Here is a 22,094-nt window from a genome sequence, read left to right as displayed (position 1 = left end):
AAATTTTGTTCTGGTTAACCCCGCGGAACCTTCCGGCAGGGATGTCTATAACATGCACAGCTTGCTGGGCGACTAGCAGGTTGTTGAAAAAGTCCATCCTTAGCCTTTTTCAAGCCCGGTGGAGAAAAGTGCGATGTTCTCCACCTTACAAAATCAATGACTTCCAAGGCCGCCATTGATTTTGATCGCTCGTCCATGGGCTCATCAGGCTGTTTTTCAACAGCCTGCTAGCAGCCCAGCGACTGCGAAATAACGGCCGCGCATCTTTTCACCGCCTCAATCTCGCTTTCAATCCCCCGTTCATCGAGCAGATAGGACGGCACCGTGATACTGATAGCTCCAACCAGTTGCCGACGGAATCCCAATAACGGCGCTGCCACGCAGACGATCCCGCGGGTGATCTCCTCAAGATCCAGGGCATACCCCTGCTCGCGGATCTCCAGCAATTGTTTGCGCAACATATTGGGATTGGTGACCGTTTTATCGGTCAGGGGAGGCAAGGGCTCGGCGAGAACCTTGTCGATGGTTTCAGCTTCGGCAAAAGCCAGCATCGATTTCCCCATCCCGGTACAGTAGAGGGGAAAGCGCTTACCCACTTCCGAAAACAGCCGGATCCCATAATCCTTCGACTCGATCTTCTCGACAAAGACCCCCATGGTTCCGTCAAGGACGCCCAGGTTGGTGGTATGCCCGGTGGCTTTATTGAGCGCTTCGAGGTGCGGCCTGACGTGCTTGCGCAGCTGATAGTGGGTCATGACTTCCGCGCCGGTCGCGGCCAGCCGCAAACTACCGAAATACTTTTTGCTCTCCGGATTGTAGTCGAGATAGCCGACATCGGTCAGGTCGCGCAGAATCCGGTGAACGGATGACTTGGGAAGATCCACTGCGGCAACGACGTCCGAATAGGTGACGCCCCTGCTCTGCTGGGCAACAACAGCTTCAAGAATGGCAAAGATTTTATAAAGAGGATTCATGCCGTCTCCGAAAATCCCATATTTGGAGTTAATATCTGTATTTGGATGCTATCCCATTCAACGATCTCTGTCAATGGTATTTCAGATCGACAACATCGTTACAGTGACCCTCTTTTACCAAGGCTGAAGGACCACCGCTCCAGCACAGACTGGCCAGAGCCGAGCAGGTCGCAGACAGAGGCGAGACAACAAAGAAAAAGAACCGGAACACAATTGATTGGAGCAAAAAAGCCAGGTCGGCACATAAGGCCTTCGGGGATCTTGCGGCTGGGGTCAGGGGATGGCAGACAGGCTCCCAAGGGACAGGAGATGGGAGCAACTGCGGTTGACAGTTGCCCCCACCCATTGTTCAGAAGATCAGGACGGCAGCGGGTTTTCCGCCCGCAAGTCAACGGCCTGCGGAACACAACCTTTTTCCGCGCTGGTAACATCACTCATCAGGTTACTGGCCGCAATCTGCCGCAGCCGTTGCTGCATCTTGTGCTGACGCTCGTTAACCAGGGCAGTACGCTCCGGTAACTCCTGGTAAACCCTCAAGGTTCCGTTGACCAGGGCCTCGACATCGACGACATCAAGACGATTATCGTGCAGATTAAACCGGAGGATATCGCCATCGATCAGGGAACCGATCCCGCCGCCGGCAAACGCTTCCGGAGTCACATGGCCGACGCAAGCGCCCTTGGTCACCCCAGAGTAGCGGCCATCGGTCATGAGGATTGAGGACGCCTCCAGGACCTGATGGTGTTTGAGGTGATGAGCCGGAGCAAACATTTCCGGCATACCGAAGGCCCGCGGCCCCTGCCCGGCGATGACAAAGGCAAAAGAGAGGGCGCCGGCAGCCACCAGATCATGCATCTTGGTACTGTCGAAAGAGGTGATCGCCCCTTTTGAGTTGTGACTGAGAACGGCATTGATCAGGGGCAAGGGAACGGTCTCGACCACCTTGCCGAGGATCTCCATGAGCCGGGGGGAAGAGATCTCGTCGATACAGAGATGCTCGTTCTCATAATAGCGGACGAACAGCAGCTGATCGTTAAAGCGGTCGAGCTGACGGTCGGTCATGCCAGCCAATTTGACGATAGCCGTGGACATGAAGTTCCCGCGCAGGACTTCCACACCGGAAGCTTGGCGCACCGGCGCGGTGCGGATAATGGCATTTTCGCCCAACTCCGGGGCCACCGGCACATTCAGGTCGGCAATCCGTTCCCCCCAACTGCGGTCGGTCATGGTCGGTGCGTCCAGGTCCATGGCGATCCCCAGATCGGAGAGCACCCGATACAGACTGTCGATACCGCGGTGCTGCCCCTTGAGGAACTGCTGAGCCAGGACAAAGGTATCGCGCCCGGCGGTCAGGCTGTGGGCAAACAGTTCAGGAACCGGCGTCTCGGCGCGGACCTGCTCATAATCCAGAATCGAGATGTCGTAGCCGGCGTAACGCATGATCGCCGGCAGATGGAGGAGGATATTGGACGAACTGCCGGTGGTGTTGTGCAGGCGGACGGCATTCTTGAAGTTGCGCCCGATAATCTCGGTCACGCGCAGATGTTTTTTGTTGAGGCTGGAATAAAGCAGATCAACCGCGCCGCAAACGATGTCCGGCGCAGGGGCATCGATAAGCAGTTCGGCCTCCGGCGGGGCAAAACCGAGGGCGGTGATCAAAGTCCGGGACGAGTTGCCGGTTCCATTGAAGGCACAGACCCCGCCCTTGGCGTCACAGGTCGCCGCAGCCAGTTCGTTCAAAATCTGCCGGGCATCCGCCTCAGCCAGCAGATCCAGTTGTACCGCCCGATTAAGCTGGCCGAGAAAGGCTTCGTCTGAAGAACATTGCAGGATATAGCGCATATTCTCGGCAATATCTTCAGCCAGGTCGCCATGCCCCTGGGCTCGGGCCTGGTCCATCAGTGCGTTCAGCTTGGCCTTGGTGGTGGCCGGGATCGAGCCGCCCTTCAAGACATGCTCGGGTACGAACAGAGCCCAGACCGGAGCCTGCTGCCGCTCGACATGGCTGCGGGCCAGATCTGCCGCGGCCAGGCCGGAGAGCACGGCTGCGGGAAACTTGTCGCAACTGGAAAGCACATAGGCGGCATGATAGGAATGCCCCTCAAAGGTGATATTGACGGCCGAGGCAGTATGGTTCCGGGAAGCCAGGGAGTAGCTCTGGCCAATATTGCTCTGCGCCGTGCCGTCACAGATAACCGGAATACCGAAGACAAACGGAACCCCGCCATTCTGCCAGATCCGCAGCACCGCAAGGCTGATATGCAAATCGTCGCGCAGATGGGCCGGATGGTCGACGGATCCGGTGATGACAGCGATCCGCGGCTTATTGATCACCAGACGGTGAACAATCTCGGCCTGGGTGATGGCGCCTGGATCAAGGGCCGGGGCAATCTCCCGGACCTGGTCCCAGGCTTTGTTGATAACGGCGAGCACGCAGATCGGCTCATTTGCAGTGCCCTGGATACATTCACGATAAGGATTATATCCTTCTTCGATAATCAGATCGGTAAAACTGTTTTCGCTCATTGTTTCCCCTTTGTTGAATGAATTGCAAGGCTGTCGGAATAAGCCGTCTCCGGCCACCGGCGGACAGGGTCAGCACAGCTCTTTTCCCGACTGGCCAAGAAATTATTTTTAGGTTGACCTCTGCAGGCAGTTGGCTTAAAAGTAATCATATTATGAAACGATGATAATATAGTTTGACTCTTGTTACCACCCTCTTTTCACTGTTTTTGTTTTACCCGGAGCGGATTTTGAGGGTTGAACAAGGTGCCGTTGGCTGCAGCGACGCTGCCGGCAGGTCAGGCCACTATAAAAACACTATTTCAATTCGCATTATCGGGAGTTCAACCATGAGCAACGCTACCACCAAGCAAATCAGCTTCGATGCCTGCTACGTCAAAGGCCCCAAAGACGTCGCTGTCACCTCGAAAACAATCAGCTACGACCCCGCGGCAGAGATTCTGGTCAAAATCAGCCGTGGCGGGATCTGCGGCTCGGATATCCATTACTATCAGGAAGGCGGGGTCGGCGATTTTAAACTGCAGCACCCCATGGTCCTCGGCCACGAGGTCATCGGCACCATGGTCACGGACGATGAGCGCAACGGCCAAAAGATTGCGGTCAACCCCAGTCGGCCCTGTCATCAGTGCGAGTATTGCTTGTCCGGACGCAGCAACCAGTGCCTGGATATGCGTTTCTTTGGCAGTGCGATGCTCAATCCCCATGTCGACGGCGGTTTTGCTCAATACGTGGTGGTCAGACCCGACCAGTGCATCCCCTATGACAGCCAGGTCCCCGATGAAGTAATGGCCTTCTCCGAACCCTTGGCCGTAGCTATCAATGCCGTCAACCAGGCCGGCAGCATCCTCGGTAAAAAAGTTCTGGTCACTGGCGCCGGCCCCATCGGCTGCCTGATCATTGCCGCCTGTAAAGCGGCGGGTGCGGGTGAGATCGTCGCCACCGACCTGGCTGAACAATGCCGTGAGCTGGCCCTGACCATGGGTGCCGATGCCGTTTACAACCCGGCGGCAGACGATATGAGCCAGTTCAAGGCTGGCAAAGGCTACTTTGACGCAAGCTTCGAGGCCTCCGGCGCTATTCCGGCGATTCAGTCCAATATTGAACTGACCAAGGCTGGCGGGGTCATGGTTCAGGTGGGCATGCGCCCGGGCATGGTGGACATTCCGTTGACCAAGTTTCTGGCCAAAGAAGTCAAATTCGTCGGTGCCTTCCGCTTTACTGCGGAATACGCGACCGCCGTGCGCTGGTTGGAAAAAGGACTGGTCGATCCCCGCCCGCTGCTGACCAAGGTCTTCCCCTACGCCGAAGTGGTCGAAGCCCTGGAGTTTGCCAGCGATAAAACCAAGGCCGTCAAGGTTCAGCTGTCTTTCTCCTGATCTTGCCCGGCCCGGCAAACGGATACGCCATTGAGATATCGATAAACCAACTCCTAAAGGAAAGAACCTGACCATGGAAAACTTATTCAATCTGGAAAATCGACGCGCCCTGATCACCGGATCGGCCCAAGGCATTGGCAATCTCCTTGCCCGCGGCCTGGCTGCCCACGGCGCCAGCGTTGTCATCAACGACATCACCCAGGACCGGGCTGAAAAAGCCGCCCAGGAACTGGTTGCTGAAGGCTACGACGCTGCGGCGGTCGCCTTTGATGTCACCAACAAACAGGCCATTATCGAAGGCGTGGAAAAGATCGAAACCAGCATCGGGCAGATCGATATCCTGATCAACAATGCCGGAATTCAGCGCCGCCATCCATTCCTTGAATTTCCGGAAGAAGAATGGGATCAGGTCATCAATGTCAACCAGAAATCAGTGTTCCTGGTCTCCCAGGTGGTCGGCGCCTACATGGTGAAGCGAAAAGCCGGCAAAATCATTAATATCGGCTCCATGCAGTCGGAACTCGGCCGCGACACCATCACTCCCTATGCGGCCTCCAAAGGGGCGGTCAAGATGCTGACCAGGGGCATGTGCGTCGAACTGGCCCGCTACAACATCCAGGTCAATGGTATCGCTCCCGGCTATTTTAAAAGCGACATGACCAAAGCCCTGGTCGAAAATGAAGAATTCACTAAATGGCTCTGCAACCGGACTCCGGCTAACCGCTGGGGGGATCCGAAAGAACTGATCGGCGCCGCGGTTTTCCTCGGTTCGCAAGCTTCGGATTTTGTCAACGGGCACCTGCTGTTCGTCGACGGCGGAATGTTGGCCGCTGTTTAATCAAAGTTGCCACTAAAAACCGCCGTAAAAATTCGTTCCGGTGCATTGATTGAAAGATTGCTGGCTTCAGCCACCAAGACAAACATTGGCACCCTGTTGCTCTTAGTCCGCCCTATTTAGGGGCTCGTTCAGGCCGTTGCTTAACAGCCTGGTTTATTGACATTTTTAACCGGTAGACACGAAGGAGACGAAGATGAAGAAGTTATCAATGGTGAGCTTGCTTATCCTGTCGCTGAGTTTGATCGCGACAAGCGTGTTCGCAGCACAGATCAACCTTAAATTCGCCAGCACCAATGCTGCTGGAGAACCCTCCTACGAAGTTCAGAAAAAATGGACCGATGCTGTCGAAAAAGCTTCTAACGGTCGTATCCATATCGACCTGCTCCCCCTGGATGCCGTCGTTAAGTCAACCGACCTGCTGACCGGCGTTCGCAACAAAATCATCGATGGCGCCATTTCGACTTCAGCCTGGTACTCCGGTGACGATCCGGGTTTCGGTCTGATCGGCGATACTATCAGCGCCTGGAATACCGATGAAGACATGTTCAAATTCTATTATTTCGGTGGCGGCATGGAAGTTGTTGACAAAATCTTCAACGCTTACGGCGCCAAACTCATCGGTGTTGCCATGACCGGAGCGGAATCCCTGCCGTCCAAAATTCCGTTGAAAGGCGTCGCTGATTTCAAAGGCGTTAAAATGCGGGCACCGTCCGGCCCGATCCAAAAACTGTTCGCCAAAATGGGTGCAGCTCCGGTTGGCCTGCCCAGTTCCGAAGTCTATACTGCCCTGGAAAAAGGTGTTATTGACGCCGCCGACTACACCACCTTTTCCGGCAACTACAAAACCGGCGTTCTCGACATCGCCAAATACCCCATCTACCCGGGGATTCACTCTTCACCGACCGTGCATATCATCATGAACCTCGATGAGTGGAAAGCACTGCCGGAAAACGACCAGATCTTCATGCAGATGTTCTTCAAAGGAATGGCCCTCGACTCCATGCTGCGCCCTCACTATGAAGACCGTATCGCCTTCGGTGAAGCTGTCAAAAAAGGGATCACCCCGATTGCCTGGAGCGACGCGGAAAAAGGCAAAGTCCGCAGCTATGCTCGTGAAATTTGGGAAGAGACTGCTAAAAAATCGGAAATCGGCAAAATGTACTACGATGCCCTGCAGAAATACCTGGCATCCCAGGGCATGAATTAAGCCCATTGTCGTTATCCTTCAGCAACGGGGACCAGGAGCATTCCGACAGTCCCCGTTGCTGTGCAACAAGCACAAGGTGAAGTCTAATGAAACCGAGTCTGGTAATCGACCGCATTTTTATTCGTGCAGGGCACTTTGTCTCGATCCTGTTCTTGATCGTGGTCTGCATCAGTTTTTTTGAAGTCGTCATGCGGTACGTCTTCAACGCTCCTACCCTGTGGGTGCATGAGACGACCTCATTCCTGGTCAGTCTGGCCATGTTGTTCGGCGGAGTCGCCTGTTATGCCGACGAAAAACACATCGCCATGACCTTTATCTCCGACAGTTTTCCTCCCAAGCTGCGCTGGTTTTCCGCACTGTTTGTCGAAATGTGCACTCTGGTGTTTTCACTGATGATGACCTACGGCGCCTATTGTTCTGCGAGAGATGCCTTTTTCTCACCCTTTGGCACTTTCCGCATGCAGACCTCCGGCAGCGCCCTGGATCTTCCGTACCCGGCCCTGAATAAAGGATTTTTCTTCGCAACCTGCGTCATGCTGGTTTTTCTGGTGATCTTGCACCTGTTACGCCATCTGCTCTCGTACCACGAGATGACACACCAAAGAGATTTAGAGAAGGATAACGCCAATGCTTAGTGCCCTGGGAATTGCCACCGGAACTGTCATCATCTTCCTGATGATGCTGTCACTGCTGTTTGTCGGGATGCCGCTGGGATTTCTGACCGGCTTTATCGCTATGGCCATGTCGTATCTGTGGTTCGGCAATGTCAACATGATGCAGATGGTCGCAGCACGGGTCAGTGACTTCACAACATCCTACACCTTTGTTGCGGTGCCGATGTTTGTGCTCATGGCCACCATGCTTGATAAAACCGGAATCGCCAAAGATCTCTACAACGCCATGCGCGTCATGGCCGGCCGGATCAAGGGGGGCGTTGCCATTCAGAGCATGATCGTTGCCGTTATCCTGGCCTCCATGTCGGGAATTATCGGCGGCGAAACCGTGCTCCTTGGCATGCTCGCTCTGCCGCAGATGCTGCGCCTGGGCTACAACCAGAAGCTGGCCATCGGCACCGTGACCGCGGGGGGAGCCCTGGGCACCATGGTGCCACCTAGTATCGTGCTGATTATCTACGGCATGACCGCCAACGTCTCTATCGGTGATCTCTTTCTCGGCGCCATTCCCGCGGCTTGTATCCTGGCTGGGATGTACATGATCTATATCCTGGTGATCTGTAACATCTTCCCGGATCACGGTCCGGCCATGGGCGAGAATGAATGGCAGAACATGAGCCGCGCCGAGATCAAAAAAATGTTCATGGACATCCTGGTGCCACTGCTGATCGCGGGCTGGATTCTGGGTAGCATCTATGGTGGGATCGCTTCGGTCACCGAATCGGCTTGCGTCGGGGTTATCGGTGTCGCTTTTGCAGCCGCCCTGCGTCGCGAATTGAGTATTGCGGTCATTTTCGATGCCCTCAAGCACACCATCCGTACTGTCGGGATGATTATCTGGGTCGGCATCGGCGCGACCATGATCATCGGGGTTTACAATCTGATGGGCGGCGACATCTTTATCCATGACTTGTTCATGGGCCTGGACATGCCGCCGGTGTTCACCATTTTGATCATGATGTTCATCCTGCTGATCCTGGGTATGTTTCTCGACTGGATCGGCGTTGCCATGCTGACCATGCCGATTTTCGTGCCGATCATCACCAGCCTGGGTTACGACCCGATCTGGTTCGGCGTGCTGTTCTGTGTAAACATGCAGGTTTCCTTCCTGAGTCCGCCCTTCGGACCGGCCGCTTTTTACCTGAAAAGTGTCGCCCCGGAAGGCATTGAGCTGACCGACATCTTCAAATCGGTCTGGCCGTTCATTCTCATGCAGGTCGCCACCCTGGCTATTCTGATAATCTTCCCCGAGGTGGTGAGCTTCATTTACAATTAATTGCTTCACCCGCACCAATCAGCAAAGGCAAAGGCCGCTCTGTCAACAACCGGGCGGCCTTTGCTGTTTCCGCCGGCGGCCTCACCGCTCAGCCCGGCCACAGACGCAAAGCCGCCCCCGGATCATAAAAAGTTTGACAGGGAGCCACAACAGCGCCCAGATTACCAGCAGTCCACCTGGCATAGAGAGGCATCGGAGCTGCCGGATCCGCCCTTCGCCCGGCCCATTCCTTTGCAAAACCAAGGAGAGCAAGAACAGATGAACCATGACCAGATCACCTCTTTACAATTATCGAAAGTCAAAATTCCTCTTAAATTTGCAGTCAGTGACGCCAAGGTTCTGACCGGCCGGCAAAAAGCTCTGGAAGCGGTGGATGTCCTGGTTGTCGAACTGACTTCGGCCCAGGGCATTGCAGGGATGGGGTTCAGTTACGCCCTGCGCTACGGCGGCGACGGCCAGTATGCACACGCCATGGAACTGGCCCCTCTGCTGTTGGGTGAAGACCCCAACGATATCGGTAAAATCTGGCACAAATTATTGTGGGCCGGTGCATCCGTCGGCCGCAGCGGCATTGCCATCCAGGCCATTGCCGCCTTTGATACCGCCCTGTGGGACTTGAAAGCCAAAAGGGCCGGCCTGTCCCTGGCCAAGCTGATCGGCAGCCACCATGCGTCCCTGCCGGTGTACAATACCTCGGGCGGCTATCTGCAGGCGCCCATTGAAGAGGTGGTTGAAAAAGCCCAAACGGCACTGGCCAAAGGGATCAAGGGGATCAAGATGAAAGTCGGCCAGCCGGATGTCGCCACCGACCTCAAACGGGTCGCCACCCTGCGCCAAGCATTAGGCGACAGTGTGCCGATCATGATCGACGCTAACCAGCAATGGGATCGCGTCACCGCCCTGCGCTTTGGCCGCAGCGTCGAACAGTTCAATCTGGTCTGGATCGAAGAACCCCTCAATGCCTACGATACCGAAGGGCACGCCGCCTTGGCCGCAGCCCTTGACACCCCCATCGCAACCGGGGAGATGCTCTCCAGCATGAACGAGCAGACGGCCCTGATCAAAAACCGCGCGGTCGATATTATTCAACCGGACGCGCCGCGCCTGGGCGGGGTCACGCCCTTCCTGAAACTGGCGGACATGGCCTACGACCACGGCCTGGCCATGGCGCCCCACTTTGTCATGGAAATCCATATTCATCTCGCCGCCTGTTTCCCCAGCGAATCCTGGGTCGAACACATCGAATGGTTGGAACCGCTGTTCAATGAAAAACTGGAGATGACCGATGGTCGAATGCTGGTTCCGACCCGGCCAGGGTTGGGCTTAACCCTGAGCGAGGAAATGCGCGCCAGGACCCTGGCGAACAAGAGTTTCCGCCTCTAACGAGCCCCTGTGCATGGCGAACCGACGACGATAGAACCAAGGCATCCCAACCATGAGATACTTGTTCTTTTTTAGGAATATTTCTTATGGATAGCGATAAAAAAATCGCTACCTGGAGAGAGATAAATAATCACTTGCTCTTCAGGCAATCCTGACAGATGCCATACACCACGATATTTTTGCGATCGACCCGGCCCCATTCCTGGACATTTTCCGGCAGGGTCGCCTCGTCAATCAGCGGCCACTCAAAATCGATGATGTTCTTGCACTTCCGACAGATCATGTGATGATGGCGCAAATGCGGAACTTCATAGCGGGCCTGGCTCTCTGCCGTATCGACTTTATTGACCACTCCGAGCTCAGCAAAGGTGCCCAGGGTTCGGTAAACCGTGTCCAGGGACAACGTCGGCATGCGTTTGACCAGACGCTGATGAAGCGCTTCGGCAGTCGGATGATCCTTCGCCTTGGCCAGTTCTTTAAACACTTCCAAGCGCTGCGGAGTCAGGCGCAGATCGACACTGCGACAGGCCGTTTCAAATTCCTTCAACTGCTCGGCAAGATGGCTGTTCATTGTGGCATCACCTCAATAAGAATAATTACTAAATAGTAATATCGCAGCTCTCAGGTCCCTGTCAAGAGCTCTGACCGCCAATTTCAACCGGCCCGCAGCGGCAAATTCAAGGAAAACTCAGACCGGATCACTGACCGAGGCTGGGAATTCGGCAATGGCAACCTGTACGGCAACCGTCATGCGCTGCTCGGTGGCTCCCTGGAACACGCCCCGGATCGGCTGTACATCAAAATAGTCGCGGCCAACCGCGGTGCGGATGTACTGCCAGTCCACCAGCTTATTATTGGTCGGGTCGATGCCGATCCAGCCGAAACGTTCGTGCCAGGCCTGGACCCAGGCATGGGTTGCACCGCTGCCGCGAAGCGATTCCCCGACCTCCAGACCGGCAGGAGGATCGAAAATATAACCGCTGACATAGCGGGCGGGAATTCGCGCCTGGCGTAAAACCCCGATCAGGGCATGGGCCATATCCTGGCAGACCCCGGCGCCATTGGCAAAAAAATCCTTAGGAGTTGAGTAGACGTGGGTCACATCGGGATCATAAGAGAAGGTCCGATAAAAATATCCGGCCATTTCTGAGAGCGCCTGAGAGAACTCATCTTCATCCATATCCATGTGCAGTTCCCGGGCCAGCGGGATCAGTCCATACTCTTCCAGGTAAGGAACCCCGTTAGACCAGTCGAGAAACTCAATCCAGCGTTCGCGATACGGCCGCGGGTCTGGCTTTGATTCCGGGCCGCAGCTAATGGCATTGGTTGTCTCCACTTTGGCAGTGGAGGTTATGTCCAGCTGTTGATGCGGCTCAAGGATGTTGAACCGACTCACCAGGTTGCCGAAGTGGTCGCGGTGTTCACGCTGCGCCACTGCCGGATCGATCAGGATGTGACGCTCCAGAACCTGCTGCAGCCCGGTATCAATGGGGGACATGCGGAGTTCGTTGTGCGACTGACTGACCGCATTGGAATACCTGAAACTGGTTTGATGGGTGACTTCGAGAACAATTTTTTCACCTGCGCCAAGTGGGCCCATAGCTGTTTCCTTACTGCTGAGGAATCTGGATGGCAAGCCGACGCTGCTGCTCATCAATAATCGTGACCGTAATCGAATTAAAATAGGCCCGATGCGTCGCGCCGATCAACCCTTCGATCCGTTCCTGCATAGCCTGCAGAAATTCCATCAGACCGGCGGCCAGAATCTCCCGGCCGTCAATGCCTTCGCGCAAATCCTCCAGGAACTCTTCAACCCCCATAAACAGCCGGAACTGTTCCTCGTTGTACATGCCGATCCCCTTCAAACCCTGGTGGGCCTGCTGAATACAATAGTGGACCGAACGCGGGAAGCGGGCATTGATCAAAAGCAGATTGACAACATTGGCCGGATCGATTCTGGCCAGGTAAAGACGGCGATAGGCCTCGTAGCCGGAGACCGAGCGCAGCAGCCCCTGCCATTGATGCAGGTCGATGGGGGTGCCGACATCGGCGGCCGTGGGCAACAGGATATGATATTTCATTTCCAGAATACGGCAGGTCATCAGGGCCCGTTCCAGCACCGTCCCTAACTGCAGGAACTGCCAGGTGTGGCCATGCACCATGGTATTTGCGGCCAGACCGTGAAAAGCGTTGCAGAACTGTTGAATCTTCCAGTTGAATTCATGCTGTTCACGGATGTGCCGCAGCTTGTGAAGATCATGGTACATACTGTTGAGCAGCAGCCACATCTCCTCGCTGATGCGTTCCCGGATCGTCCTGGCCAGCAACCGTGCCCGCGACAGGCAGAAACTGACTGAATAAGGGTGCCGATCATCCCAGAGCAGGTAGTTGATCACCCGGGCCCGGTTGACCTCGGCATATTCCTGATGATAGGCGTCCAAACTGCGAGTGACAGCAAGCAGCGGGGTCCAGGGATCCAGCTCCGCAGACAGGTCCCCCTGCACCGTCATCTTCTCATTCACCTCCAGCAGCCGGGCGATGTTCTCGATCCGCTCGATCTGCTGCCCCAGTTCAAAGGTGTTTCTGGCAATTCGACTAAGCATCGTCACCCTCCCGGCTTTCGGCTCTGAGGACCCAGGTGTCTTTGCTCCCCCCGCCCTGAGACGAATTGACCACCAGGCTGCCGCGCTTCAGGGCCACCCGGGTCAAGCCGCCGGGCAGCACCTTGACCGTCCCGTCCGCGCCGCACACGGCAAAGGGGCGCAGATCGATATGGCGGGAGAAAAACCCTTTTGCATCCTCCTGTTCCAGAAACGAAGGATGGGTCGACAGCTGCTGAATCGGCTGGGCGATATAGCCGTCCGGGCGAGCCAGCAGCCGCTCCCGGAACTGTTCCAGTTCGGCCCGGAAGGCATGGGAGCCGACCAGCAGACCGTAGCCGCCCGAAGCATCGGTGGGTTTGACCACCAGAGCATCCAGATTAGCGAGAATATAGCGCAAATCCTCGGGGCGGGAGCCCAGGTAGGTGGGAATAATCGGCAAAATCGGCTCCTGATCCAGATAATAACGGATGATCTCCGGGGTATAGGCGTACAGGGCTTTGTCATCGGCGACGCCATTGCCGGGCGCATTGGCCAACGCCACATTCCCGGCCCGGTAGGCGTTCATCAGGCCCGGTACTCCGAGCAGGGAGTCCGGTCGAAACACCAGGGGATCGAGAAAATCGGTATCGAGACGCAGATAAAGGACATCGACCCGCTTCAGCCCCATGATCGATTTCATGTACAGGACATCCTGATCGACCAGCAGATCCTGCCCTTCCACCAGTTCCACCCCCATCTGATCGGCCAAAAAGGAATGTTCAAAGTAAGCGGAATTGTAGATTCCCGGAGTCAGCACCGCGATGGTCGGCTTGGGATTGTCGGTCAACGAGACCAGGCTCTCGAACAGCATTTGCGGGTAATGATCGACCGGTCGGACCCGATAATTGGCCATAAGTTCCGGTAGGGCCCGGGCCATAACCCAGCGGTTCTCGACCACATAGGAAACCCCGGAAGGAACCCGCAAATTGTCTTCCAGGACATGAAAAGCCCCGGACTGATTGCGAATCAGGTCAATCCCGCCGATATGGACATGGATGCCGCCGGGTGGGTTGAGTCCAGTCATCTCCCGGCAGAACAGGCTTGAGCCGAGCACCTGCCGGGTCGGAACCACGCCGTCGCGTAAGATCTTCTGGTCGTGGTAGACGTCTTCCAGAAACAGGTTGAGGGCCGTCATCCGCTGCACCACCCCGGCTTCGATATGCTGCCATTCCCGGCTCGACAGAATCCGCGGCATCAGATCAAAGGGGAAGATCTTCTCCGTTCCGCGGGCATCGGAATACACCGTGAAGGTGACCCCCTGATTCAGCAGGGAGTAATCCGCGGACTGCTGCAGGTCCTCGGTACCGGAGACTCCAAGTTGCTGAAAATAATCGACGGCCCGGCGGTAGACAGGACGGACGGTTCCTGTTGAACCGAGCAGTTCATCAAAGGGCGCAGCATCGCAACAGTCAAACAACTCTTCTGGCTTGCTCTTCATCGGCATCGGTCGCTCGTCTGGAAGGGAGGGAAACAACCCTTTCCGCTCATGCTTAATTCATGCCTCTTTGCCGAAATTGATTCATTCTCAGGCAGCCCCCCTCCCTGCCCGGGCTCGCAGCAGCAATAAGCAGAACCGCACCACCATTGCCTGCCACAATTTTAAGCAAAATTCCCAACGGTTGATGAATGAATAAACAACGGCCTTGAAAATCAAGCCCCCCGCAAGAAAACTGCTTCATAAAACCACTCAAGCATATTGACTCATAGGCTCATTTGATGTAGATATTCAAGCCTCATTGCCGCCCTAGCTCAGCTGGTAGAGCAACTGATTCGTAATCAGTAGGTCGTCGGTTCAAATCCGATGGGCGGCTCCATAAAATCAATGGGTTAGCAAGTAATTTGCTAACCCATTTTTGTTTTGCGTTATAGACATTTATAGACATAAAAAAATAATTGTATTTTTTTCTGCAGCACCAGTGACATTCACGAATGACGCTAGTTTAAGAGTCGCTGACAGCAAAACCGGGACTGTCCCCGCACGGGGGCTGTCCCAGGTCTTTGCGGTGTTAACCGCGACAGTTTCATGGCTCGCAAACTCTTGGGACAGCCCCCGATGACCCTGGGGACAGTCCCGAGTTTACTGCAAAGTTGCTTTAACTAGCGCCATTCGTGACATTGACTCGTCTGCTCAACTCCAGAAGCATCTTAAACTTCAGAGGGCGCGGCCAGGTTGCTGCTCAACAGCGAATCGTTCAACCGTCAATAACCAAAACCTTTCCAATTTCACAAATCCTCCCCCCCCCTCCAGATAAAGCAAATCAATTTATAAAAAAATGCTAGAGTTAGTTCATGAATAAAAAACCTAATTCCTTATCAAACGGCAAGGAACCGGCCGCATCTCGCTACCCAGCAGGGATCACGGAAACAAAGGCAAGGTATGGTGCGGTGGTCGGCATTGGTACCTCCGCCGGCGGGCTGGAAGCCCTTGAGCAATTTCTCCGCAACGTACCAGCTAAATCTGGCATCGCTTTCGTCATCGTCCAGCACCTCGACCCGACCCATAAGGGGGTCTTGCCGGACCTTCTACAGCGCGTCACCAGCATGACAGTTCGCCAAGTGACCGACCGGATGAAGGTGGAGTCGGACTGCGTTTACATCATTCCTCCCAACAAGGACATGTCGATACTGCATGGAGTATTGTACCTGTTTGAGCCTACGGAGTCTCGTGGCCTGCGCCTGCCGATCGATTTTTTCTTCAACTCCCTGGCCGAAGACCAGAAGCAACTGGCTGTCGGGGTGGTCCTGTCTGGAATGGGCTCCGACGGAACTCTGGGATTGCGGGCGATCAAGGCGAAAGCAGGCCTGGTGGGGGTACAAGATCCATCCTCGGCCAAGTTTGATAGTATGCCCCGCAGCGCCATCGATGCCGGGTTGGCCGACATTGTCAGCCCAGCCGAAGAACTTCCAGGAAAAATCCTTGCCTATCTTCGCCATATCCCCAACCGGTCCAGCTCACAACCTGTCCTGTTGGAAAAAGAACAGAGTGCCCTGGAAAAGGTTACCGTCCTCTTGCGATCCAAGACCGGCCACGATTTTTCCCTCTACAAAAAAAACACCCTGTATCGTCGCATTGAGCGCCGTATGGCTGTCCACCAGATTAAGCGGATCGACGACTATGTCCGCTTTTTAAGAGAAAACCCTGCGGAGGCGGAAATCCTCTTCAAGGAACTGCTGATCGGCGTCACCAGTTTCTTCCGTGATCCGGAGGAATGGAATTTGCTGCGGGATAAAGCCTTGCCGGCCCTGCTGACTCAACAACCCGACGGTGGCTCCTTCCGCGCCTGGTCGGTCGGCTGCTCGACTGGTGAAGAAGCTTATTCGCTGGCCATCACCTTTAAAGAGGCGGTGGCACACTGCAAAACAAATGATTCATACACCCTGCAGATTTTTGCCACCGATCTGGACCAGGACGCCATCGTCAGGGCCCGTCAGGGGCTATACCCGGTCAATATTGCCGGGCAGGTCTCAGACGAACGCCTCCACCGATTTTTCATTCAGGAGGAAAAAGGTTACCGGGTCCACAAAGAAATTCGCGAGATGGTCACATTCGCCACCCAGAATATCATCATGGACCCGCCTTTTACCAAACTGGACATCCTGCTCTGCCGCAATCTGTTGATTTATCTGCAGCCAGACCTACAAAAGAAGCTTCTGCCACTCTTTCATTACAGCCTCAAGCCCGGTGGGCTGCTCTTGCTGGGCACCGCTGAGACCGTGGGGAGTTTTAACTCCCTGTTTGCTGCAATGCAACCCAAGTCGAGACTTTACCTCCGGCAAGATTCGCTGCCAAGCCCTGCGAGCCTGATTTTCCCAACCATGAACGGGGCTGGCATGCCGGGAATAAAAAAGGAATCGAAGATGCCCCACCAACCCGACAACCTCCAGTCCCTCACGGATCAACTTCTGCTCCAGAGCTATTCTCCGCCCGCAGTCCTGACCAGTGCTCAGGGGGACATCCTCTACATCCGAGGGAAGACTGGCAAGTACCTGGAACCGGCTTCCGGAAAGGTCAACTGGAACATCTTCGCCATGGCCCGTGACGAGCTGCGCTTCGAAATGAACGGTGCCTTTCAGAAGGCGGTTCGGGAACAGAAGACGGTGACTGCCAAAGGACTCAAGGTCAGTGTGAACGGCGGGCTCCAGGCCCTGAACTTGACTATCCAGCCGATCACACATCCGGAAGCCCTCAGCGGAATGGTGCTGGTGATCTTTCAGGACATGCCGGCAGATCCGACCAAAGCCGGGACTGGTCGCGGCAAAACAAAGTCGCCAGCAAGCGCCAGGATCGCCGAATTGGAGCAGGCTCTGATGCAGAGCCGTGAGGAACTGCAGATAACCCACGAAAGCATCCAGGCATCTCAAGAAGAGTTCAAATCGATGAACGAGGAGTTGCAGTCCACTAACGAGGAGTTGCAGTCCACCAACGAGGAGCTGTCCACCTCCAAGGAGGAGATGCAGTCGATAAATGAAGAATTGCAGACCGTCAACGCGGAACAGGCTGCCAAGATGGAGGAATTCGGCCGGATCAACAGCGATATGCAGAACCTGCTTAACAGCACGGAAATCATCTCCCTGTTTCTCGATAACGAGCTCAGGATCAAACGTTTCACCCCCAGCGCGGTCAAACTCTTCAATCTCCTCGACAGCGATATCGGTCGACCACTGACCGATCTGTCCAGCGAGTTGTATTATCCGCAAATGTTCGACGATGCCCGGGAAGTCCTGCGCACCATGCTTTTTTGCGAAAAACAGATCTCAGCAACTAAAGATCGGTACTTTTCTGTGCGTATCATGCCCTATCGAACCCTGGAGAACCGGATTGATGGCGTGGTAATGACATTGAATGACATCTCTCGAAGCACTCTTTTGGAAGCTGATTTAAAGGCCACCAGCGGGATGCTGCGGGCACTGGTGCAGGCAGCCCCGCTGATTATCATCGGCCTGTCCGAGGAGGGTAAAATCCTTGAGTTTAATCCAGAAGCTGAACGATTGCTGGGTCGTAAAAGGACCGAAGTCATAGGAGGCAACTTTTTCGAAATATTCACCCCGGAAGTCGATCAGCCTAAAGCCGAAGCCGATCTGAAAAAACTGCTGACCAGTGAATCCGGACAGAAATTTACTACGCGAATTTTAACAAAAGACAATAGCTCCGTTCGGATTCAATGGACCGCCGAAAAGATTCTAATGGCCGACAACCAGACCTCCGGCATGGTGGCTTTTGGTCAAAACCTCTCCTGAACCCACTTGTTGAGTCCACCACATTGTGTCACTCACCACCTTTTCACTAGAAAACCTATTGACCGAAAGGTTTGATATGGTTGGACCAAAAGATCCAAAAACAAATTCTGAAAATCTTCGCCGACTGGCGGAGCAACGGGTCAATGAAAACAAGGGGAGAACATCTGCCGGCGAGGGGGAATTTCAGCAGCGCCTGCTCCATGAGTTGCAGGTTCATCAGATCGAGTTGGAGCTACAAAATCACGATCTTCGCCAGGCACGGGAAGAATTGGAAGTCCTGCTGGAGCAATACACCGACCTCTACGATTTCGCCCCGGCCGGCCACTTTACCATCGCTCCGAATGGGAAAATTCTCAAATGCAACCTGAGCGGGGCCAGCCTGATTGGCTTGGACCGCTCGCGCCTGGAGTGCCGATTGTTCCATGATTTTGTCGAAGAGACAACCCGTGTCACCTTTGCAGACTTTATGGACAAGGCGTTCTCAAAAGAAACTAAAATCGAATGCGAGATAACCCTGAAGAGAAAGGACAATGAGCCTCTCTGGGTTCAGATCCAGGCCGTTGTGAATTCCTCAAAAAAGGAAATCCGGATGGCTTTACTCGACATCAGCAAACTCAAACAAGCGGAGGAAGAAAGAAGCAACCTCCAAAATCAGCTGCAACAGACCCAGAAAATCGAATCGATCGGGCTGCTGGCGGGCGGCATTGCGCATGATTTCAACAACATGCTCGGTGTCATCCTCGGCAATACGGAATTGGCTCTCAGGAAGGCGGATCCCGACAGTCTACTTATCCCCAAATTAGAACAAATCCAATCTGCGGCTCATCGCTCCGCCGATCTTATTCGGCAGTTGTTAACCTTTGCCCGCAAGCAGGTTATTGCTCCCAAGGTGTTGAACCTGAATGAACAGATCGCTGATATGCTTAATATTCTGCAGCGGTTGATTGGCGAGAATATCCATCTCTCTTGGCTGCCAACTGCCGAGCTTTGGCAGGTCGAGATAGACCCCTCCCAATTAGACCAGATTCTTGCCAACCTGTGCATCAATGCCCGTGACGCCATTGCTGAAATCGGCAAAATTTCCATCGCAACCGGAAACCAGACATTTGATGAGAGCCATGTCGTCTCCCACCCCAATATACTGCCTGGCGAGTATGTTCGCTTGACCATCAGTGATGATGGCCGGGGCATGGATAAGAAGGTCCAGGAGCGTATCTTCGAGCCGTTTTTCACGACCAAGGAATTTGGCGAAGGGAGCGGTCTGGGATTGGCCACCGTTTATGGTGCTATCAAACAAAACAAAGGCTTTGTGACTGTCTACAGCAGGCCAGGACAAGGGGCGATTTTCAATATTTACCTCCCCAGAGTCAAAGCCGTCGTCATGACAACCCCGCAGCTAAGAAAAGAACCGATACGCCACGGGACGGAAACGATACTGCTCGTGGAAGATAATGAAATGCTTCTGGAAATGCTAAAATCGATGCTTCAAATCAACAGCTACTCGGTTCTGGCAGCCACAACCCCGGATTCGGGCCTGGCCCTGTCCCAGCATTACGACGGTCCGATTCATCTATTAATTTCCGATGTGATCATGCCCCAGATGAACGGCAAAAAATTGGCGGAAAAGATTCGAACTTTTCGCCCGGACATAAAGGTTATCTTCATGTCCGGCTATACGGGCGATATTATCGCCAAGCAAGGTCTCATCCCTGAGGGAGTTCATTTCCTGCAGAAACCGGTCACAATTGAAATGCTGCTCTCCATGGTGAGAGAGGTGCTGGATGTGACTCCCTGAAGCTGGAAACTTGTCAAAAACCGGGGATTCTCTTCCAGAACCAGTTTTCCGAAGGATCTGAATTCATTTGCAAAGTCGGTAAATGTTGCTTGCAACGAGCAACGCCAGCAAGGCATGGCCGCGGCTGGATCAGGCCTGCAAGTCCAAAGAAAAATGATATCCTTTAAATATAGTAATTAACAAACTGAGGGGAAATTTCCGCAACCCCACAGTTTATTCACACCAGATGTCTCATTGAAAGGGCCGCATTGGTTAAAGATCTGAACAAATCGAGTTCCCCTTCCAGCAACCTGCGCCGCCAGGCCGAGCAGCGGTTACTTGCCAAGACAGCGGGACGACAGCCCGACCTGTCCGAGGTCGAAAAGCAGCGACTTATGCATGAGCTTGAAGTTCACCAGATTGAACTGGAAATGCAGAATGAAGAACTGCGCCGAACCCAGCAGGAGTTGGAATCAATCGTAACTGATCGAACCGCGGAACTGACCGGCACCAACCGGCAACTCACGCAGGAGATCGAAGAGCGCAAGAAGGCGGAAGTGAGCCTCCGCAATGCATTTACCGAAATCAAGCAATTGACCGAACGGCTTCAGGCCGAAAACATTGAGCTGAAACAGGCGATTACCCAGGAAGGGGACAACTTCGGTGAGATCATCGGTGAGAGTCCGGCCATCGCTTACGTCTTCTTTCGCATCGACCAGGTCGCGCCCCAGGATACCACGGTCCTGCTCCTCGGCGAGACCGGCTGTGGCAAAGGGATGGTGGCACGCGCCATTCACCGCCGCAGTTCCCGTAAAGACCGACCGATGATCACCGTCAACTGCTCTTCGTTGCCGGCAAACCTCATCGAAAGTGAACTCTTCGGTCGCGAAAAAGGGGCCTTCACCGGCGCCCATGCCCGGCAGATGGGGCGTTTCGAACTGGCCGATGGTGGCACTATTTTTCTTGATGAGATCGGCGAGATGCCGTTGGAGTTGCAGGTCAAATTGCTTCGGGTCATTCAGGACGGCGAGTTCGAACGCCTTGGCAGTCCGCGCACCATGAAGGTCGATGTTCGCATCATTGCGGCCAGCAATCGGAACCTGGAGGAAGAGATCAAGGCTGACCGGTTCCGTGAGGACCTGTTCTATCGGCTCAGTGTGTTCCCCATCACCATTCCGCCACTTCGGCAACGCGTGGAAGACATCCCCCTGCTGGTCAACCATTTTGTTGCCAAATTCAACAAGAAAATCGGCAGGAAGATCTCCTCCGTCACTCAAGAAACTTTGACCGCCCTGGAAAATTATCACTGGCCCGGCAATGTGCGGGAGTTGGAAAGCGTTATCGAACGGGCGGTCATCACCAGCCAGGGAAGTGCTCTTCAGGTCTTGGATCGCTTTGAGGCCTTCCACAAGCCAGACGTAAAGGACGTCAAAGCCCTCGCCGATTTGGAGCGGGACCACATCCTCCAGACGCTCCAAAAAACCGGCTGGCGGATCGAGGGGAAAAACGGTGCTGCTATTTTGCTTGGCATCAACCCGAGTACGCTCCGCGCCAGGATGCGTAAATTCGGTATCCACCGTCAATAAAAGACGCAGAACCATTACATCAACCAAGACTGTCATATTTGGCGGTAATGCCAAATATGACAGCTGGCGGTGACAGTTTATCTTCATCCTGCCTTTTTTATTTCAAATTTCACCTGTAAAATCAAACTGTTAAGGCAATCGAACCTCCCATGTTTTTCCGGTACGCTTGTTGCAGTTAGTAAATAGTTGCCATCTGGAAACTCCGGGTGGCAATTGTCAAGTTTTCGGATTGGAAACGAACAGTTTTCCGTAGTGGCCAGGAAGTCAAGGACTTGCACGGGGGCGTACACCGTTACGTCTCACAAGTCAGTCCGCAGATTGACGCCGCTATAACGAAAAAGAGCCGTTTCCGGATGAAAACTCAATGAAACACATGATTGTAACCAGGCTTTTCGTTTGCCCAAAGGAGCACAACCATGAATTCAAGCATCAAAGATAAAGTTGAGGGCACCTTTCACGAAGTCAAAGGCCAGATCAAAATGACCACGGGAAAACTCTTTAAAAGCCCGGAACTGGAAGCGAAAGGAACCGGGGAAAAGGTCGCCGGTCAGACCCAGCGCAAGGTCGGACAGGTCAAGAAGGTCTTCGGCGAATAAAAACGTC

Annotated in this window: 16 protein-coding genes and 1 tRNA gene; 11 read left to right on the top strand and 6 right to left on the bottom strand. The window is 54.3% G+C overall.

The annotated features are described in order from the left end of the window. Nucleotides 1-227: 227 nt before the first annotated feature. Complete coding sequence (locus N909_RS0115785) at nt 228-974, bottom strand: IclR family transcriptional regulator (RefSeq protein ID WP_029916841.1); 747 nt, start codon at nt 972-974, stop codon at nt 228-230. 357 nt (nt 975-1,331) lie between these two features. Then, the gene (locus tag N909_RS0115780; protein ID WP_029916839.1) at nt 1,332-3,500 is read right to left on the bottom strand and encodes a dihydroxy-acid dehydratase domain-containing protein; all 2,169 of its coding nucleotides are present in this window, start codon (nt 3,498-3,500) and stop codon (nt 1,332-1,334) included. 326 nt (nt 3,501-3,826) lie between these two features. On the opposite strand from N909_RS0115780, the gene idnD reads away from it, so the two are divergent. From idnD to N909_RS0115740, 6 genes are all read left to right on the top strand, one after another. After that, nucleotides 3,827-4,873, top strand: a complete 1,047-nt coding sequence (gene idnD / locus N909_RS0115775) for an L-idonate 5-dehydrogenase (RefSeq protein ID WP_029916837.1) — start codon at nt 3,827-3,829, stop codon at nt 4,871-4,873. 73 nt (nt 4,874-4,946) lie between these two features. Beyond that, nucleotides 4,947-5,711: a gluconate 5-dehydrogenase gene (gene idnO / locus N909_RS0115770; protein WP_029916835.1), complete on the top strand. Its 765-nt coding sequence runs from the start codon at nt 4,947-4,949 to the stop codon at nt 5,709-5,711. Nucleotides 5,712-5,904: 193 nt separating this feature from the next. Continuing rightward, nucleotides 5,905-6,918 carry a TRAP transporter substrate-binding protein DctP gene (dctP, locus tag N909_RS0115760; protein WP_029916833.1) on the top strand — a complete coding sequence of 338 codons (1,014 nt, stop codon included), beginning with the start codon at nt 5,905-5,907 and terminating at the stop codon, nt 6,916-6,918. An 86-nt stretch (nt 6,919-7,004) separates the two neighbouring features. Next, nucleotides 7,005-7,553: a TRAP transporter small permease subunit gene (locus tag N909_RS0115755; RefSeq protein WP_036683245.1), complete on the top strand. Its 549-nt coding sequence runs from the start codon at nt 7,005-7,007 to the stop codon at nt 7,551-7,553. Further along, on the top strand, nt 7,546-8,868 hold the full coding sequence (locus N909_RS0115750) for a TRAP transporter large permease (RefSeq protein ID WP_029916829.1): 1,323 nt from the start codon (nt 7,546-7,548) through the stop codon (nt 8,866-8,868). Before N909_RS0115755 ends, N909_RS0115750 begins: the two co-directional genes overlap by 8 nt. Nucleotides 8,869-9,126: 258 nt before the next feature. Next, nucleotides 9,127-10,251 carry an L-talarate/galactarate dehydratase gene (locus N909_RS0115740; RefSeq protein ID WP_029916827.1) on the top strand — a complete coding sequence of 375 codons (1,125 nt, stop codon included), beginning with the start codon at nt 9,127-9,129 and terminating at the stop codon, nt 10,249-10,251. 130 nt (nt 10,252-10,381) lie between these two features. Here N909_RS0115740 and N909_RS0115735 read toward each other — a convergent pair whose 3' ends face one another. The 4 genes from N909_RS0115735 to N909_RS0115720 form a co-directional block, all read right to left on the bottom strand. Next, on the bottom strand, nt 10,382-10,822 hold the full coding sequence (locus tag N909_RS0115735) for a Fur family transcriptional regulator (RefSeq protein ID WP_029916824.1): 441 nt from the start codon (nt 10,820-10,822) through the stop codon (nt 10,382-10,384). A gap of 117 nt (nt 10,823-10,939) precedes the next feature. Then, the gene (locus N909_RS0115730; protein ID WP_051689820.1) at nt 10,940-11,851 is read right to left on the bottom strand and encodes a transglutaminase family protein; all 912 of its coding nucleotides are present in this window, start codon (nt 11,849-11,851) and stop codon (nt 10,940-10,942) included. A gap of 10 nt (nt 11,852-11,861) precedes the next feature. Continuing rightward, nucleotides 11,862-12,854, bottom strand: a complete 993-nt coding sequence (locus tag N909_RS0115725; protein WP_029916819.1) for an alpha-E domain-containing protein — start codon at nt 12,852-12,854, stop codon at nt 11,862-11,864. Then, the gene (locus N909_RS0115720; RefSeq protein ID WP_051689898.1) at nt 12,847-14,331 is read right to left on the bottom strand and encodes a circularly permuted type 2 ATP-grasp protein; all 1,485 of its coding nucleotides are present in this window, start codon (nt 14,329-14,331) and stop codon (nt 12,847-12,849) included. The genes N909_RS0115725 and N909_RS0115720 overlap by 8 nt, the downstream gene beginning before the upstream one ends. A gap of 300 nt (nt 14,332-14,631) precedes the next feature. Between N909_RS0115720 and N909_RS0115715 the strand changes: the two genes are divergently transcribed. From N909_RS0115715 to N909_RS0115695, 5 genes are all read left to right on the top strand, one after another. Further along, nucleotides 14,632-14,707 (top strand) — tRNA-Thr (locus tag N909_RS0115715). Nucleotides 14,708-15,182: 475 nt separating this feature from the next. Further along, nucleotides 15,183-18,131 (top strand): chemotaxis protein CheB, encoded by a 2,949-nt coding sequence (locus N909_RS0115710; RefSeq protein ID WP_029916815.1) that lies wholly within the window; start codon nt 15,183-15,185, stop codon nt 18,129-18,131. Nucleotides 18,132-18,207: 76 nt separating this feature from the next. Beyond that, nucleotides 18,208-19,926, top strand: coding sequence for an ATP-binding protein (locus N909_RS0115705; protein ID WP_051689819.1), 1,719 nt, complete (start codon nt 18,208-18,210; stop codon nt 19,924-19,926). Between the two features lie 248 nt (nt 19,927-20,174). Continuing rightward, nucleotides 20,175-21,491 (top strand): sigma 54-interacting transcriptional regulator, encoded by a 1,317-nt coding sequence (locus N909_RS0115700; RefSeq protein WP_036683243.1) that lies wholly within the window; start codon nt 20,175-20,177, stop codon nt 21,489-21,491. A 416-nt stretch (nt 21,492-21,907) separates the two neighbouring features. Then, complete coding sequence (locus N909_RS0115695; RefSeq protein ID WP_029916808.1) at nt 21,908-22,087, top strand: CsbD family protein; 180 nt, start codon at nt 21,908-21,910, stop codon at nt 22,085-22,087. The last annotated feature ends 7 nt before the right edge of the window (nt 22,088-22,094 follow it).

Origin of the sequence: Pelobacter seleniigenes DSM 18267 (assembly GCF_000711225.1) — a bacterium.
GTDB classification, from domain to species: Bacteria; Desulfobacterota; Desulfuromonadia; order Desulfuromonadales; family Geopsychrobacteraceae; genus Seleniibacterium; species Seleniibacterium seleniigenes.
Note: the sequence above shows the minus strand (reverse complement) of the source record. Positions and strands in the feature narration are given on the sequence as shown.